Below are 17481 nucleotides of genomic sequence, written 5' to 3'. Positions count from 1 at the left end.
GAAAATACCGCATAATTGTTTCATAAATGTATCATTTAACCGCTTTCAAGTTTTTTATATCTTCCATGCGTCTTGGTAGCAAAAATGTGATAGCAATCATCGTTCCCATTTCCTCACTACTTTCAATTCGCATGCTTCCGCCTTGCTTGTTCATAATCTCCTGGCAAATGAACAAACCGTATCCATTTCCATAACTAGAAGAGAGTACTTTTCCTTTCGGGGAACGATTCCATTCTGCAAGTATCGCTTCATCCATACCAATCCCATCATCATGGATGAGAACTTTCGCTTCCTCTTCATTTACAACGACATTCATCCTCATTTGCGTAGCATCACTATATTTAATCGCATTATCAAATACATTTAAGAAAATCTGCTTCGTCTTATCAAAATCAGCAACAACATGTGCCTCTGTTAATTCATTTATCACTTCTATCTCATATTGCTGAAGACGAGGCTTCACAATTGAAATTGCTTCTTCCGCAATTTTCTTTATATCTACAATCGTCGGAGAGACTTCAAACGTACTCGTTCCATACTTCGAAGATTGTAACAATTCCTCAACGAGTGATAATAGACGATGGCTTTCAATTGAAACATAATGAAGACTTTCCTCTACATCCCGAGAAGACTCCAGTTTCGGAATTAAATCTACATATCCAATAATCGCAGTAAGCGGCGTTTTCAGCTCATGTGTAATTCGGTCTAAGAAATCCTTTTGCTTCTCTTTCTCTTCCTTTAACTGCGTTATATGCAGTTCAATCGCATCAGCCATCGCATTGAAAGACGCTGATAACTGGGCAATTTCTACATACTCATTTAGCTCAATTTTACTTTTGTAATCCCCATTTGCGAGCCGTTTTGCCATTTGTCTTAACTGATCAATTGGCTTATGAAGAGACTTTGCTAAACGGATTGCAAAGAAAATCCCGCCACTTGCTAAACAAATCGATGTAATAAGAAATGTCCAGCTTACATTCGTTAAAACTTCTTTCTCATCTTGCAATTCATGAATAAAGCGAATCGCTCCGATGACATCGCTTCCATAATAAACCGGGCTCGAAAATAAAAGAAGTGGTGCTGGATCACCATTTTCAAACACATATGCCTTCTTTCCTCGCAATGACTGGTCAATATCTACATTCTTATGAAGCAAGGCTCCTTTTTCTGTATCGGCAACAACATCCCCATTCTTCCCAATCATCTGTACACGAACGTCCATCCGCTTTGCTAGATAAGAAGCAATGAGCAATAAGTTCGGTCCGAGTGTCTCCATATCCGCTTCCTTCTCTAAATAGTTCATCGTATAAATTTGTGCCTCTACACTTAACTTCTCTAAAGAACCTGCCGCATTATGATACATATTCTTTTCCAGTGCAATGTAAATCACCGTATAAAGAAGAAACAAAATCGGAATCAATAACCCTACTATACCCAATACCATATTTCGTTTTAACGACATCTTATCACCTTTTAACACTCTAACTTATACCCAACGCCATAAATCGTCTTAATGCTTTCACCGCTTGCTCCAAGCTTCTTCCGAAGGCGCTGCACCATAATATCAACCGCTCTCGTATTTCCCGTATATTCAAAACCCCATACTTTCTCTAATAGCTCATCACGCATAAACACACGCTGCGGATGTGAAGCAAACAACTGGCATAAATTAAACTCACGGTACGTTAAATCAATTTCCTTCTCATTCACGTACACTTTCCGCTCTTTCGGATAAATGACGAGCTCACCAGTGCGAATCACTTCTTGCTGACGCCCCCCTTGCTTCGCCATGCGCCGGGCCATATTCTTCACCCGGAGAATTAACTCTGCATGATTAAACGGCTTCGTCACATAATCATCCGCACCAAGCTGAAGTCCGAGCAACTTATCATTCATTTGACTCTTCGCTGTTAACATAAGTACAGGAATATCTCGATCCTTCTCCCTGAACAACCGAAGCAGTTCATAACCATCCGTATCCGGAAGCATCACATCTAAAATCAATACATCCGGCTGCTCGTCCCATCTTTGCAAAGCTTCATTTCCATCAGCTGCAGTAAGCACTTCATATCCTTCCATCTCTAGTTGCATACGAATTAAATTTCGAATGCTCGATTCATCATCGACTACAAGTATTTTCATAATCACCCTCCTTTCGCAGTACATTTTAGTATAGCAAATATCTTATACAAAAAGAGAGTGTATTGTCGAACATATGTTGAACGACGATACACTCTCTTTAATACATCATTTTTACTTATCATATCCATGCGGTTTGCTTTGATGCCAGTTCCACGCATGTTCAATAATTGTTTTCACATCTGTATATACATCAAAAAGGCCCAATTTCCCTTGCAGGATAATTAGGCCTCTTATTATACTCAATGCTATTTTGTTAACTCTAAATGAGCTTTTAACTTATTAGACAAGTCTTGACGATCTTTATCCGGCACGAAATAGTACCAAACACCATTCTGCTTACGACCATCACCAGGAATTTGAATCTCTTCTTTCTTATTCATCGCAGCTTTATAGTTACTTTGAAGATCCCACATTTGATCCTGATTTAAATTTGTTTTTACGTTTTTCCCAACTGCGTCTAACATAGTACCCATTTTTGTAATGGATGATATGTTCGCGCCTTTACTAATAACCGCTTCAAGTACTTGACGCTGACGCATTTGACGACCGAAATCACCACGTGCATCTTGCTTACGCATACGTGTATACTTGAGTGCCTGCTCGCCATTTAAATGAATATTACCTTTCTCAAATGACATACCTTCAAGTGTAAATGCTAAATCATTATACACATCAACTCCACCAACAGCGTCTACAATATCACGGAAACCTTCCATATTTACTTCAATATAATAATCAACCGGAATATCTAAGAAATTCTCAACTGTCTTCACAGACATATCAATTCCGCCAAATGCATACGCATGATTGATTTTATCCTTCTTCCCTTTCCCAACAATCTCCGTATATGTATCACGAGGAATACTTACCATCTTCATTGAACTATCTTTCGGATTTAACGTTAATAACATAATCGTATCCGAACGACCTTTATCTGCCCCGCGTTCATCTGCCCCTAATAATAAAATAGAAACAGGTTGTTTATTTCCTAACTTCACATCAGTAGAGCGTTTTGTAGAATGATCTCGGTCTAGCGGGCTATACACTTTATCTATTGTTCCCGAAACGGATGAGTATAGATAATACGCATAACCGCCTCCTGCTATTAGAAGAACAACAATAATACCAAGTATCCAAAATAGAAATTTCTTCATTACTGTAACCTTCTTTCTTAAATCAGCTATATAGGTTTATTAAAGAATAAAGTACCAAATTCATTATACATGGAACTAGAGTTATTCATCAAATGATGCTTAATTTCACATCTAACACTTAACCTATATATTTCCTCATTAGATACCTTACCTATACACAAAAACACCTCGCCTTATCCAACATAGGATAAGACGAGGTGTTTCACATTCACATTATTTCTTCAAAAAAATTATTATATATCTAACAAGTCATAAAGGAAACATTAATAAGATCACATTCATTTAATAAGTTCGGCTTCTTGGTAGCCATTCTTATTATTCGACTGCCACTTCCATGAGTCCGCGCACATTTCTTCAAGCCCACGTTTTGCTTCCCATCCTAATTCACATTTCGCTTTAGATGCCTCCGCAAAACAGACAGCAACGTCTCCAGGACGGCGCTCTGTAATTTTATATGGAACGACCTTTCCTGAAACTTTTTCGAATGCTTTTACCATTTCTAGTACACTATAACCAGTACCTGTACCGAGATTATATGCATCTACACCTGTTGTATGTAATACCTTTTCAAGAGCCTTCACATGTCCGTTCGCAAGATCAACAACGTGAATGTAATCGCGGATACCTGTACCATCTTTTGTTGGATAGTCATTACCAAATACACTTAATTCTTTTAGCTTACCAACTGCTACTTGCGTTACATATGGCATTAAGTTATTGGGAATTCCATTTGGGTCCTCTCCAATACGTCCACTTGCATGTGCACCAAACGGATTGAAATAACGCAGTAATGCAATACTCCACTCAGAATCAGCTACAGCTACATCACGCATAATTTGTTCAATCATCAACTTTGTCTGACCATACGGATTCGTTGCACTTAAAGGAAATTCTTCCGTTATTGGTGATGTTTCGGGAATACCATATACCGTTGCAGATGAACTGAAAATCATTTTCTTCACATTGTTCTGCTGCATAACATCGCATAAGACTAACGTACTCGTAATGTTGTTGTGATAATAAGCAAGCGGAAGTGCTACTGATTCACCTACCGCTTTGAAACCAGCAAAATGAATCACTGCTTCAATTGTATTTTCTTCAAAAATCGCATCAATCGCTTCGTGATTCAAAAGATCTTCTTTATAGAATTTAAATTGTTTTCCTGTTATTTCTTTTACTCGATTTAACGATTCTACTGAACTATTAGAAAGGTTATCAACTACTATAATTTCATAACCACTATTCAATAATTCCACACATGTATGACTACCAATATATCCTGCTCCACCTGTTACAAGTATTGCCATGATGAAAACCTCCTAGAATTATTTACTTCTTATGTATTAGATTTTCATTACTTATTTTTCCGAACTCCATACAGAGCTAGTTCCAAAACATTATATCCATATATCCCATATTTTTAATTTTACATTAAAAAAGCCCCATTGTACAAACGACAATCGGGCTTTCTTCTTCAAACTAAGATTGTTTTTCTAAATCCGGCTTAGACACAAGCTTCGTATACACTACAAAACGATCTGGAGCATCACCAATATACTCAAACGGATAACATGTCGTTAACGTTAACGTCTCATAATCTGTTGGTACGATAATGTTCTCATCCTTCGCTCCCGTAATTTTGAAATCTGTTATTTCATAAACAAACTCACCATACGGCGTTGCAAATTTGATTTGATCACCCTTCTTCACATCTTCCAGCTTACGAAAACTCGTATTCCGGTGTCCGCTTAACACAACATTTCCGCCTTGTCCCGGCAACATACTCCCAGCAAAATGTCCAACTCCTGATTTCAACTCTTTCGGTTGTGTTCCTTCTACAACAGGAACTTCATAAGAAAGAGAAGGGAACTTCAATTCACCAAGCTTCTCTCCTGGATCAGGAATTTTAGACCAAATTTGTTTAAACTCTTTTTCAGCCTCTGCAGGCTTATACGGTGTAACAACTGTATGAGCTAACAATGTTGTTTGCTTTGTAAGTTCCCACCCGAAAAAAGCAATAATCCCAAGGCCTAACAAAATAATGGAAACAGGAATCCCGATGATTACCCATCTCCATTTTGACTTACGCTTATGTACTTTCTTTCGCTTTTCCATAGGGCGTATTACGCTTGTTCTACTTTACGAGCTAATCGTACTGCTGGAACTAGCGCAGCTGCACCTAGAAGTACAATTAAGCCACCTATTAACATATACGTTTGTTCATTAGATGCTGTGTTTGGCATTTCAGCATTTGGCATTGGAACAAAGTGACCAGTTGCATTTAACTCACGCTTTGCTTCCATCGCAACCTTCAATGAATTTACTAGGTTTTTAAAGTTAGCTGCTTGTACCATTTCTCTCGTTGGGTTAATTGTCGCAAGTAACTTTCCATCTAAATCTTTTAATTGAATTAATAAGTTATTATCTTTATTAATTGTATAGTTTAAAAGATCTACAGACTTTCCACTTTCCTCTACAAGTTCTACTTGTAAATGAGCAAGTTTCACACTGTCTAAGAATAAACGAAGCATTTCTACTTTTTGCTCAGTTTTTAAGCTCATTACATTTGTTGCACTTGAAAGGATTTCACTAACCCTTGCTGCATTTGCATTAATTTGAGCTTGCTCTTGATCAGTTAAGCTCGTCTTTTGTAAATACGCATATAAGTAGTCCACATGATCAAGATTTAATGTTTCTAATGCATTTACTAGCTTTTGTGAAGCTTCTTTTTCATTCGTATCTGCATGTGCAGCCGGTGCAGCGAATGCTGTTAAACTAAGGCTAAGCGCAGCGGCTAGTGAACCTTTTTTCATGATACTTTTGAAATTCATGGTTGTTTCTCCTTTTTATAGAAATTTCTTAAATTAAATATATCATATTATAATGTTTTAAGATTATTAAACTATTTCTGTTTAAATTTAATTCTCTTAAAAATTTTAATATATTTATACATTAGCCAAATGTACTTCCTTATGTTCACTTAATAATTCTTTAAACTCGTTTTCACCTAATTTTTGAATAGTTCTTCCATTAGCTCTAAAATCAATTTTTAAGGCACTTGAAGCTAGATGAATTAAAGATGTACATACAGGTGTTGGAATATTAAAGTACTCTCCTAACGATTCCAATAATACTAATCCCTCTGGTACATCTTCTGTAATATATCTAGACTGTACTTCATCCGGTCCCTTAGGTGAATGATTGTGTGCATAATCAAAAAATACATCTTTAGCATCTTCACTTAAATTAGTAGAGTTTCTTTTTTTACATGCTTCTACATAAGGTAAACGAGGTAAGCCTAACAGTTCTAAAATCTGCATTTTTTCACCATCAAGCCCCTCTACTAAATTCCATACAGACGGCGTAAAAACTTCCCTATACATCCAATAATCACCATTTGTATATTCAATACGTGGGATACTCATTATTGCTCCAAGCGTATGTACTATTAAATTGGGATTATGAAGAGCACTTTCAATAATAGAATTTATTCCTTCAAAATTATATCCTAAAGTACTTAGTTTTGATAAAACTTCCTTCAATCTGTTAGAAGGATATACCCCAACAGGATTTTTTACATTCTCAAATAAAACAGTAACTTCACCTGGCTTAGTTATTCGACAATCTATTGGAGAACTTTCCGCTTCTACATAACTAATTGCTGTTGAATGATTATATTTTTTAAAATACATAGTACCCAAATACCCTGGTTGTAGCATTACTATTTGATCCGTTAAGTACGGCGCAATTCTTTTTGCTACTTCTTCATGATAGTTGGTCTGAATAAAAATAATTGCTAATTCACTATCCTTAAAAGCTGTTTGAAAATCTGTAGTAATCAACTTTAGTTGTGCAATTTTCTTAACACCATTTCTAATTAATGAAATTCTATATCCATTATTTAATATAGTAGCAAAATGCTCATTGTGAATACCTTTAGATGTTTTCAATAAAGTAACTTCATGACCCTTAAGAGTTAAATCAGCCGCAACTGCTGATCCACCATTACCAGCTCCAACTACAGTTATTCTCATATCTTTTCCACACCTTTATTTAGATTATTAATTATAAGTTTTGTCTTACCAGATTTGGTTTTGTGTACTTCAGATATATACTTAATACGGATATCAAAAAATTCTCCCCATTTTTCTTTTTGTGATTCCATAATTTTCTCTTCAATATCAGAATTATAATTATCCTTTTTAAAGATATGAAACTCGATTTTCCCTGCTTCATTTTGAACAACCTGAAATACTTCAACATATTTCCATACAAATTGATCAATTGATATAGAAAAACCTGGTATTTTGGCACCTGTTTTTGTTACTAGGAACTCTTGGGCTCTTCCTTCTAAGTTCTTTATATACCCATTTTCAATTTCCCCTAAATCCTCCGTTCTATATCGAATTAAGGGCATTACATAATTCCAATACGATGTACCTACTAGCTCTTTATAACCATCTTCGCGAATATAATTTTCACTAAAGCCATATACTTTTTCACATTTATAACTAATAGTCGTATCTTTAAGTATACCCCATGCCAAATTTGTTCTCTCAGTGAGACCATAGCCAAAATTAATTCCGACTCTTTCACCGAATATTTGTTTTATTAAAATTAAAATTGATTTATCAACATACTCCGAAGCAATAAATATTCCTTTTAAACTTTTCAAGTCTAACTGTTCTTCATTCATATATTGCAATAAATACATCAAAGAAGACGGATATGCATGAAAATATTCCACATTAAAATTCTTAACTTGTTCATAAATACTCTCAATCCATTTTTTATTCAAATGATAAGGTGAAATTAAAAGTCTGTCTCCTTGATAACTAAACGGTGAGTCCGATTCTTTTTTTATACCATCCGCTCCAATTCTAACCACTTTTGACGTAGGCTTATACCCAAACTTTCCCCATTCATAGTCATAAAAAGCTCTCTCAATTAATATTTCCTCTAAAGTATTACAAACTTTAATTCCTCGTCCCGTGGAACCACCACTTGTTCTAGTGATTAGCTTTTGGTTTGTAAACTTTTGATTTAAAAATTTTTCTGGCTGTTTCATGACAGTATTTTTTGAAATAATAGGGAATTTACGAAGTACCTCTTGAGCATTACTAGCATCGATTCCTGATATCGGTATATCCAAATTTAGTTCTTTATAAAAGGGAACATTTTGTAATGATTCTTTTAAGATACCTGCTAACTTTTTATTAAGAATACTTGCTAAATGATCTCCGTTATCTTGTCTCTTCAATAAATCTTGAACCTCAAAATAGCTCTTGGGATAAAAAAACTTTTTTGGTATTCGATTTGTTATTTTTATAATTGTTGAGTATAAAAATTTGTTGTTTTTTATTTGACTTATCATTTAGTAAGTCACCTACCCTTCTATAAAGTCTGACTTATTCTCTATCTACCTTTGTTTTTCCATTCTTTCAATAGTAACAATAAGAATCTAGAATTTCCTATAAGATATCTTTTCCACATACGCCTTGGTTCTTGAATAAACCTATAAAACCATTCAAGCCCAGATTTTTGCATCCATAAAGGAGCTCTTTCTGTAACACCAGCTACTACGTCAAAACTTCCCCCTACTCCCATACAAAAAGGAGTGTTTAGATCTGGCCCATATTTATTTAAAAAATATTCTTTAGCAGGCGAACTGAATGCAACAAATAAAATATCCGCTTTGGAGTTTTTAATTTGTGCTACTACTTCTTGCTCTTCAGCTTCTTTAAAATAGCCATTTCTATACCCTGCTACCTGTAGGTCAGGATAAAATGCCTGGTAATGTTCTACTGTTTTCGTAACTACTTCTTCTTTTGCTCCAAAGAAGAATATTCTATAACCTTTTTCAGCTGACTTTTTAACGAGTTCTTCCATAATATCTATACCAGTAACTCGCTCAGGAAGCGGTTTCCCTAAAAGTTTTGCTGCCCATACAATTGATTGGCCATCTGCATTTGTAAATTTACATCCTTGAACAATTTTTCTAAGTTCCTCATTATCCTGCATTAAAACTACTTTTCCCGCATTAATTACAACATGTTGAGTATAACTTTTAGTATTAATAACCCGCTCTATTTGTTCTAATGTTTCATTTAAATTTAAACAGGCAACATCACAATTAAATAATTTTACTGTATTCAACGTATTACTCTCCTAATATTTTCTGTAGATTTATCTCTTCAGTATTTATTTTTATCCTATTATCATGAATTTCAAATGAAGATGGTGAAATAACAGTATAATGCACTGGATTCTTTAGGAAATCATGTTTTATTAATAACCCTGAAGATTTAACTTTTTCCATGAATTTCTGTGATACATACTTTTCTACAATTTGTAGACTAGATGTGGTATGTACATATAATTCATTATTAATTACTACTCTATTTGACGTTTGTTGTTTCACTTGAACAAGAGGATCAAACGTATAATTTATATTTGCCTCTTCATTAAATTGATCTGCAATTATTAATAAATCATGTTTCTCCAAGTAATAGACCCCTCTTTTATGAATAGAGGGGTTATAACCATCCTGTTGTCCTACTAATAGTACTCCCTCTTCAAACTCCTCAAACTTCTGTAAAGTAGCATGAGCTTTTTTCCCCCATAAGAAAGGACCTTGAATTTCAGATTGATTCTTTCCTAACAAACTTAAAGTATTGTGTGTACTCGTGCTTCTAAAATAATCTCTCCATTTAGATTCTATATTGTAAATATATGTACCTGGGTCTACTAACACTGGTTTATTTTTATGATGATATACAATGCTTAATGCATCTGCATGACCATGTGCAGCAATTCCACCAAATCCTAAAGTACCCGTATCAAAAATTAAAAATGCTTCTCTACAATTGACGATAGAATACCCGCCCTCTTTAAATAAAGCTATTTTCTTATATGGAAATTTTTCTAATCTAATTTGTTGTATATCCCCTAGTAAAAATTCAATCTCAGGATATATTTTCTCTAACAAAATAAACTCCTTTTTAAAATAAAAAGAAGCTAACTGTAATAAATATTTATAGTAGTTTGTATACCCACCAAAGCAAATAATCTTTGCATCATCACTATCGCCTATTTCAGAGACAGATCCACCTTTATATAAATAACCTAAAAATTCAACCATTTTATGTAATGTTAACTCATGTAATGGAGAATCTCCCTTTTTTCGAAGGATCAAATTATATTGGAGTAACATATCCAATACAAAAGCATGATAATGGACTGCTTGTTCTTTATTCACTCCATCATCATATACTTGCTTAGGGATTTCCTTATCTAAAATACTATATCCTTGTTTGAACCAACTTTGTGTATAAATAGGTTCTACAATAAACCCTATAATCGAACCTATTGCTACTTCTAAAATTAAATGATTATTTGCAGAAGAGTATTTTGATAAATTATTCATAACATAATTTATTGAATTAATAGTTCCAACTAATAAGTCTTTGGTAAACTTTGATTTCTCTTCCTTTAAAACAGCATAGGTCAGTATCCATTGATATGCTCTAATAGCTATTTCCATAGCGGATGACCAATTAACACCTTTATAAAATGGATTCTTTTCGATCCAATCATAAAAATGTTTTTCTAGAGCATGTAAATACTTTTCTTCTCCTGTTTTTTTGTATAAAAGGGCTAACTGTGGGAAAAATAAATGTCTATTTACCTCCCATGTATATCGAATTTCTCCCTTATCAGAATTTCGGAACGCTATATCTGTAGAAAAACTTTCAGAATTCCACTGTGAGCCATTCGATCCTTTATGCCAGTCTATCTCTTTAAGTATATTTATACTTTCATTAAATACTTTATAAGTGTCCTCATTAGAAATAGGATTAGAAAACTCCTTATAATATAGAAGCTCTAACCTCTTATTAACTTCATTGATACCTGTATCAGATAAATTAAGATTATTTTTCAAATCTAGAACTGAGATATTACCACTATATCTTAGTTTCCCATATCGCTTCTTAGATAATTGAATACACCTATATGGAATTTCAGCAGGTGACATTGCTTTTAGTCTATTACAATACCAACTAAGTTTTTTCATTTTCATTCATCCTCTACAGTCTTTTATTATCATTTTAACTTTTTAGCTGGTATTCCTCCCCAGACTTCATTTGGGCCTGTACTAGCTAACAAAACTGCATTAGCACCAATGATAGTATCCCTTCCGATTTCTAAAACTCCATCTTTACAAATAATCTTACAGCCTGCACATAAAATAGCTCCATCTTTTATAACTATTTTTTCCATATTACTATTTTCAAAAGAATTATATATGTCAGCCCTACCCGTTGTTACACCTTGATATATTTTTACATTATCTTCTATAATTGTATTTGGATGTAGAACAACACCATATCCCCAGTGCTCAAATCGAACATTATTTCCTATTTTTACACTCTTAGGTATTTCTAAACCAATTATTTTCATTAAATAATAACTGACTGTTCTTAGACCTTTAACTCCCCTGATTTTTAACAATATTCTTAATAAAATAAATATCCCTCGTTCTTTTTATTAATTTCTTTTAAAATATAATTTAAAATCTTTAATATTCAGTATTTTAAATAGAACCAAACTAGCCACATATATAAGTATGCCTATTATCGAACTAATAGTCATATTAACTATTTTTCCAATTGTATTGAAGGCTAGCCAACTACTAAGAAAAGAATACGAATACCCTACCAACATATACATTATTAATCCTATTATAAGGATTTTCAGAAAAACATTGATAACACCAGTCAAAAATATTTCTTTCTTTTTCAAATAAAACATTTGTAATATTGTAACCAGTACAACACTGATAGATGTTGCCAATGCTATCCCTGCCAATGAAAGATATTTTAATAGTAAAAGCTTTAATCCTATATTAATTATTACTCCAAAAATAGAAATCATCATTGGTGTTTTAGTATCATATAATGAATAAAAAGCTCTATTATAGACTTCTCTTAGTGTAATAAATATCATAGCAGGACTATAGAAGAATAAAATCTCAGCTGTTTTAACAGTATCTTCATGTTTAAATTGGCCTCTTTCGAACAATATACTAATAATAGGTTCCTTCAACGAGACTATTATTAGTGTAACTGGAACAATAATAATACAAGTCATATTAACTACTCTTTTTAATACATTCGTGAACTCTACTGTATTTTTACGTGCTGCCAGTTCTGATAATGTAGGAAATGCAACTGTTGCAATTGCCAATCCAATTACATGTGTTATTAGAACATTTAACTTAGAAGCATAATTTAATATCGACAACGCCCCAGATCCTATTGTACTTGCTAACATACTATCGATTATCAAATTAATCTGTAACACTGAGGAACCTAAAAAGACGGGACCTACTCTTTTACACATCTCTCTAAATTTTTTATCTTCAAACGATAAAAACCATTCATACTTAAAACCTGTTTTTTTTATAAATGGTAATAACGAAATGATAGAAATAAAATAACCTATCGCTATCGCATACACGATTCCATATTGGCCTAATTTATTATGAAAGAAGAAAAGAAAAATGATTAACGTTATATTGCTATAGATGCTAACACTTGAAGCTGCTCTAAAGCTTTTATAACAATTTAATACGCCAACTAGGATACTTTGAATCCCTATTAAAATCAAGATAAACGACGTCATCTTAACGGAGTTTATGGCAATCTTCAATTGAGGTATAGAATAATTTGTAACAAACCCTGGTGCTAATACTTCTATGATCTGTTTAGCAAAGAAAAAACACATTAAACACATACATATTAACAATAATATAAATACATTTAATGTATTACTAATAAACTTATTCTGTTCTTTTCTTGAACCTTTAACTATTAACTCTGAAAGTATGGGGCTAAAGGTTGTGCTTACAGCCCCCCCTACTGAAATAAATATAAGAGTCACTATAGAAATAAGAAAAACATAAAGATCACTATAAAAAGAAGGACCATATGTATATGCTAATAGCGTATCTACACCGAATCCAGAAATCTTACTAAGGAATGTAAATATTATTACAATTAATGTACTTTTTATAAATGTACTCTTCATAAAATCCTCTTTCTAAAAACTAAATTAAACTTTCATAAACACTAGATATTTCTTTTCCTATTACATTTAAGCTAAAAGATTCTTCTACCTTATGCCTCGCTTCCTTCCCAAACTCCTGCCTTATATTATTATCCTGCAACAAATATTTAATATGTGTTAATAAACATTTTTTATCTCCTGGCTTAATAATAAAGCCATTAAGACCATTGATTATTTGTTCAGGAATCCCACCAATATTAGTGGAAATAACAGGCAAACCCGCAGCCATTGCTTCAAGAATTGATACCGGTAATCCCTCATTATAAGAGGGTAATATAAATATAGATGATTCTTCTAAAAGCTTCATTTTCTGATTATAATCAATCCAACCATGGATTTGAGTATTCTTATTGAGATTGAATTCTTCAATCTTTTTATTTAAAGTTACTAAGTCCCCATCGCCAGCAATATGTAATTTAACATTCGGATATTCCTTTGAAATTTCTGGCATTATATCCACTAAATCATAAATTCCTTTTCTAGTTCCAACTCTTCCCATAAACAAAATATTTAGTTCATTAAGTTCCGATAGATTAAATTTTGAACTATTGATAGCATTATATATCACCATCACATTAGAGTTATTTGTAATAGTATCAATATCCGATTTCCATTTTTGGGAAAGTGTTATAATTACATCTACTGTTTCTAACGTTTTTTGTATTTTATTTCTTGTATTTTCATTACTCTCTTGGTAAAAAATCATAAATTCCGCACCATGCATATGTAATATGATTTTTTTTCCAAACCATTTACCCATTTTGACAAATATTCTTTTACGAAAGAAGCTCCCTCGAGAAGCAGTATGAATATGCATTATTTTTACCTGCCTATTAAAAATCAATATAAATAAACATTGGACTATTCCTCTCAAGAAAGCTAAAACCTTTTGAAATTTATTTCCTTCCGTATATGAAGATACAAGAAACGCCCTATTAGAAATACTATCCAATTCTAACAGAGATTGAATTACAGAAGAAATACCTCCCCTATTAAATGGGGAAGGACCAATCATAATAATATCTTTTTTACTACTCATTAATATAAAATCTCCTCTTCTATTAAAAGGTTCTTTATTATAAATCTATCTTTCAAATTATAATACTGAAATATACTTATCTCCTCTTTAATAAAGATAGCGAGATTATCAGTGACAGATAGATATAGTTTATTAGATTGCCTATATATAGTAAATTGCAATCTGATTAAAGGATCTTTTCCTATTATAGCTTTCAGATAAATAACTACACATATACAAAACATTCTAAGTTAAAATACTTTTCAAGTTAAAATCCACTAGAAATTATATAATTACTCAAAAAATTCCTCTTCTTTTATGAGCAGTTTTCATGTAAAAAAGTACATCCCTCACTAACATGAGGGATGTATAAAAATTAATCTGCCTCTTTATTAAATTGTATTTCTTTTAACATGTAAACCAAAGCAATTAAAAATATCCATCTAGGTCCTGCTGAATACTGCGTGTTAGAAATCATCATAATTACTGTTACATGAACCAATACTGGGATAGCAAAAAATAAAGTAAATCTATATTTTTTAGTTCTAAACAATAAATAATTAATCCTTATAATAAACACTAATAATAATGCTAAACCAATTAAACCATTAGATAAAAATGTGTCTAAATAGTCATTATGAGTATAATCCTCCAGACCAAAAATTGAATACTTATACACAAAATATCTTGAATTACTTATACCATAGCCTATAATATTTTGAATCCAAGTCCCTTCAACCTTGATCCCTTCCACAATACTATACCAAATACCTAATCTTCCGCCTCCGAAAGTATCAGAACTGGAGGTATCAACAAAATCAACAGTTCTTTCCGCAACTATATCCCCGGCAAAGGTCAGTACTCCACATAATACTATTAATGCCGCAAATAGTGTTCCTAACAATGGAATAAACGATCTCTTTTTCCAAGAATAATAAACAGCTTGTAACAAAATCGTGATAATTAAAGCTATAATTACTGTTCTTGTTAACGTAGAACATATTCCAATTACTATAGAAAGGCTCGTTATTAAATATACTTTATTTTTAGTATTACTGTACTTATATACAGACATTATATACAAAGGAAAAAGTGATATTGCACTAGCAACTGGACCACCAAAACCACCACTAGGTCTATAGACCCCTCCATAGTATTCACTAACTATGCTAAAGCCAGCAATAGCTGTTATCCCAAATTTTTCATACAATATTAACTCAATACATGTTAATATCCCAGAAAAAGCTCCACAAATAACCAAGATTTTACATAACATATCATTATTTTTTTTATTTGTAATTGTAGTTGCAAAATAATAAAAAAGTAACCAACCTACAAATAGTCTTAAATAAGAAACGATAGCATCATCTAAATATTTACTATAAAAAATCCCTATAAAGCTCCAAATCACCATCAAAAGATACAGTAATGATAAACTTAGTAAATAATTATCACTTTTATTTCTTAAAATTATAGCTAAACTTAAAGTTAGTAATAAAAAAGCTGGAAACAACTGCGAAACTGGATATCCCCCAACACTAATTGCAGCTAAAAACCCCTGTAAAATACTCCATATACCAATTACTACGACCATTACTTTTAGCGGGGCCCTTACACATAAAATAAGTAAGTAAATTAAAAATGAAAAAAGTAAAGCTCCCCAAGATAATAAACTACTTATAATCCCAACCAAAAAGCATACAATTATAAGAAAAAAAATCAATTTTCTATCATATAAATTCATAGAATTCATTTAATAAATCCATCCATTCTAATCACAGTATACCTCTAGTATCTACTACTACCTTTTCTTTTAACAAATCATGCTCAATATCTTGAAAACTTTCATGATCAACTAAGAGTAAAACAATATCTGCCTCACTAATCGCTTGCTCTGTAGATACAAGTACAATTTCTTTGCTATTTAATGATTGAGGTAATTCTTTAATATGCGGTTCCGCAATTCGTAAAGATCCTACTTCCATTTCAACTAATTTCTCTACAATTTCAACAGCAGGACTTTCACGTAAATCATCAATATTTGCTTTAAACGATAATCCTAAGCAAGCAATAACAGGATTTTTAAATCGATCTGCTTTTTCTTTTACTTTTTCAACCACGTACATCGGTTTATAATCATTCACATTTCTCGCCGTATGAATTAATTTTGCTTCTTCTGGAGCAGCATCCACAATAAACCAAGGATCAACCGCAATACAATGTCCTCCAACACCAGGACCTGGTTGTAAAATATTCACACGAGGATGACGGTTTGCCAAACGAATAAGTTCCCAAACATTGATATTTAATTTATCACATATTAATGATAATTCGTTTGCAAATGCAATATTCACATCGCGGAATGAGTTCTCCGTTAGCTTTGCCATTTCTGCTGTTCTTGCATTTGTATCAAGAATTTTACCTTTTACAAATTGTTTATAAAATTCTACTGTACGTTTTGTAGATTCACGATCTAAACCACCAATAATACGATCATTTTCTACTAATTCTTTTAAGATATGTCCAGGTAGTACACGTTCCGGGCAATGTGAAACATAGATTCTTCCTTTTTCACCATGCAGTTCTTCAGAAGTCGTTAAATCTGGACGCTCTTCTAAAATCCATTCAGCAACTTTTTCAGTTGTTCCAATTGGACTCGTAGATTCAAGAATAACAATATCCCCATTCTTTACAACAGGTGCGATTGTTTTTGCTGCAGCTTGTACATACGTTAAATCTGGTTTATGCTCATCCTTAAATGGTGTTGGTACTGCTAAAATAAAAATATCAGCCTCTACAGGAGCTGTATCTGCCTTTAATTTTCCGCTCTGTACAGCTGCTTTTACTAAAATATCTAAATCTGGTTCATAAATATGTACTTTTCCGCTACTAATCATTTCAACTGCTTTTTCATTTACATCTACACCATGTACTTGAAATCCTTTTGTTGCAAGTAGGCTTGCTGTTGGTAAACCGATATAACCTAATCCCATTACGCAAATCTTTTTATCCATTGCTTGTTCAACCTCTTTTTCTATG

Annotated in this window: 15 protein-coding genes; all 15 read right to left on the bottom strand. The window is 32.8% G+C overall.

The genetic code is table 11. From position 1 onward, the window contains the following. Positions 1-31 precede the first annotated feature (31 nt). The 15 genes from J4P91_RS08960 to wecC all read right to left on the bottom strand — a co-directional run bounded on the left by J4P91_RS08960 (position 32) and on the right by wecC (position 17456). On the bottom strand, positions 32-1462 hold the full coding sequence (locus J4P91_RS08960) for a HAMP domain-containing sensor histidine kinase (RefSeq protein ID WP_207993724.1): 1431 nt from the start codon (positions 1460-1462) through the stop codon (positions 32-34). Positions 1463-1473: 11 nt separating this feature from the next. Continuing rightward, entirely contained in the window at positions 1474-2142 is a 669-nt protein-coding gene (locus J4P91_RS08955; RefSeq protein WP_207993722.1) for a response regulator transcription factor, read from the bottom strand. A 245-nt stretch (positions 2143-2387) separates the two neighbouring features. Beyond that, entirely contained in the window at positions 2388-3296 is a 909-nt protein-coding gene (gene tagU / locus J4P91_RS08950; protein ID WP_207993720.1) for a polyisoprenyl-teichoic acid--peptidoglycan teichoic acid transferase TagU, read from the bottom strand. Positions 3297-3574: 278 nt separating this feature from the next. After that, positions 3575-4603, bottom strand: a complete 1029-nt coding sequence (gene galE, locus J4P91_RS08945) for a UDP-glucose 4-epimerase GalE (RefSeq protein WP_207993719.1) — start codon at positions 4601-4603, stop codon at positions 3575-3577. A 172-nt stretch (positions 4604-4775) separates the two neighbouring features. Further along, positions 4776-5411 (bottom strand): class D sortase, encoded by a 636-nt coding sequence (locus J4P91_RS08940; RefSeq protein ID WP_207993718.1) that lies wholly within the window; start codon positions 5409-5411, stop codon positions 4776-4778. Between the two features lie 8 nt (positions 5412-5419). After that, positions 5420-6127, bottom strand: a complete 708-nt coding sequence (locus J4P91_RS08935; RefSeq protein WP_207993717.1) for a cell wall anchor protein — start codon at positions 6125-6127, stop codon at positions 5420-5422. 114 nt (positions 6128-6241) lie between these two features. Then, the gene (locus J4P91_RS08930; RefSeq protein WP_207993716.1) at positions 6242-7330 is read right to left on the bottom strand and encodes an NAD/NADP octopine/nopaline dehydrogenase family protein; all 1089 of its coding nucleotides are present in this window, start codon (positions 7328-7330) and stop codon (positions 6242-6244) included. After that, positions 7327-8670 carry a phenylacetate--CoA ligase family protein gene (locus tag J4P91_RS08925; protein WP_207993714.1) on the bottom strand — a complete coding sequence of 448 codons (1344 nt, stop codon included), beginning with the start codon at positions 8668-8670 and terminating at the stop codon, positions 7327-7329. The genes J4P91_RS08930 and J4P91_RS08925 overlap by 4 nt, the downstream gene beginning before the upstream one ends. Before the next feature lie 41 nt (positions 8671-8711). Continuing rightward, the gene (locus tag J4P91_RS08920; RefSeq protein WP_207993712.1) at positions 8712-9452 is read right to left on the bottom strand and encodes a WecB/TagA/CpsF family glycosyltransferase; all 741 of its coding nucleotides are present in this window, start codon (positions 9450-9452) and stop codon (positions 8712-8714) included. A gap of 4 nt (positions 9453-9456) precedes the next feature. Then, positions 9457-11370, bottom strand: coding sequence for an alginate lyase family protein (locus tag J4P91_RS08915; protein ID WP_207993710.1), 1914 nt, complete (start codon positions 11368-11370; stop codon positions 9457-9459). A 29-nt stretch (positions 11371-11399) separates the two neighbouring features. Next, on the bottom strand, positions 11400-11756 hold the full coding sequence (locus J4P91_RS08910) for an LbetaH domain-containing protein (protein ID WP_207993709.1): 357 nt from the start codon (positions 11754-11756) through the stop codon (positions 11400-11402). Between the two features lie 87 nt (positions 11757-11843). After that, complete coding sequence (gene murJ / locus J4P91_RS08905) at positions 11844-13385, bottom strand: murein biosynthesis integral membrane protein MurJ (RefSeq protein ID WP_207993708.1); 1542 nt, start codon at positions 13383-13385, stop codon at positions 11844-11846. Positions 13386-13404: 19 nt separating this feature from the next. Then, positions 13405-14463, bottom strand: coding sequence for a glycosyltransferase family 4 protein (locus tag J4P91_RS08900; RefSeq protein WP_207993706.1), 1059 nt, complete (start codon positions 14461-14463; stop codon positions 13405-13407). 355 nt (positions 14464-14818) lie between these two features. Further along, a complete protein-coding gene (locus tag J4P91_RS08895) occupies positions 14819-16036 on the bottom strand; it encodes an O-antigen ligase family protein (RefSeq protein WP_207993704.1) in 1218 nt (405 codons plus the stop codon). Between the two features lie 181 nt (positions 16037-16217). Beyond that, positions 16218-17456 carry a UDP-N-acetyl-D-mannosamine dehydrogenase gene (wecC, locus tag J4P91_RS08890; protein ID WP_207993702.1) on the bottom strand — a complete coding sequence of 413 codons (1239 nt, stop codon included), beginning with the start codon at positions 17454-17456 and terminating at the stop codon, positions 16218-16220. Between the last annotated feature and the right edge of the window lie 25 nt (positions 17457-17481).

The sequence above is a fragment of the Bacillus sp. XF8 genome, assembly GCF_017498755.1.
Classification (GTDB): domain Bacteria; phylum Bacillota; class Bacilli; order Bacillales; family Bacillaceae_G; genus Bacillus_A; species Bacillus_A bingmayongensis.
This window is presented reverse-complemented; position numbering and strand designations above follow the sequence as displayed.

Excerpts from the sequence above, each read along its gene's own strand:
- J4P91_RS08960 (WP_207993724.1), bottom strand. The coding sequence starts at position 1,462 with ATGTCGTTAAAACGAAATATGGTATTGGGTATAGTAGGGTTATTGATT.
- J4P91_RS08955 (WP_207993722.1), bottom strand. The coding sequence starts at position 2,142 with ATGAAAATACTTGTAGTCGATGATGAATCGAGCATTCGAAATTTAATT.
- tagU (WP_207993720.1), bottom strand. The coding sequence starts at position 3,296 with ATGAAGAAATTTCTATTTTGGATACTTGGTATTATTGTTGTTCTTCTA.
- galE (WP_207993719.1), bottom strand. The coding sequence starts at position 4,603 with ATGGCAATACTTGTAACAGGTGGAGCAGGATATATTGGTAGTCATACA.
- J4P91_RS08940 (WP_207993718.1), bottom strand. The coding sequence starts at position 5,411 with ATGGAAAAGCGAAAGAAAGTACATAAGCGTAAGTCAAAATGGAGATGG.
- J4P91_RS08935 (WP_207993717.1), bottom strand. The coding sequence starts at position 6,127 with ATGAATTTCAAAAGTATCATGAAAAAAGGTTCACTAGCCGCTGCGCTT.
- J4P91_RS08930 (WP_207993716.1), bottom strand. The coding sequence starts at position 7,330 with ATGAGAATAACTGTAGTTGGAGCTGGTAATGGTGGATCAGCAGTTGCG.
- J4P91_RS08925 (WP_207993714.1), bottom strand. The coding sequence starts at position 8,670 with ATGATAAGTCAAATAAAAAACAACAAATTTTTATACTCAACAATTATA.
- J4P91_RS08915 (WP_207993710.1), bottom strand. The coding sequence starts at position 11,370 with ATGAAAAAACTTAGTTGGTATTGTAATAGACTAAAAGCAATGTCACCT.
- J4P91_RS08910 (WP_207993709.1), bottom strand. The coding sequence starts at position 11,756 with ATGAAAATAATTGGTTTAGAAATACCTAAGAGTGTAAAAATAGGAAAT.
- murJ (WP_207993708.1), bottom strand. The coding sequence starts at position 13,385 with ATGAAGAGTACATTTATAAAAAGTACATTAATTGTAATAATATTTACA.
- J4P91_RS08900 (WP_207993706.1), bottom strand. The coding sequence starts at position 14,463 with ATGAGTAGTAAAAAAGATATTATTATGATTGGTCCTTCCCCATTTAAT.
- J4P91_RS08895 (WP_207993704.1), bottom strand. The coding sequence starts at position 16,036 with ATGGTCGTAGTAATTGGTATATGGAGTATTTTACAGGGGTTTTTAGCT.
- wecC (WP_207993702.1), bottom strand. The coding sequence starts at position 17,456 with ATGGATAAAAAGATTTGCGTAATGGGATTAGGTTATATCGGTTTACCA.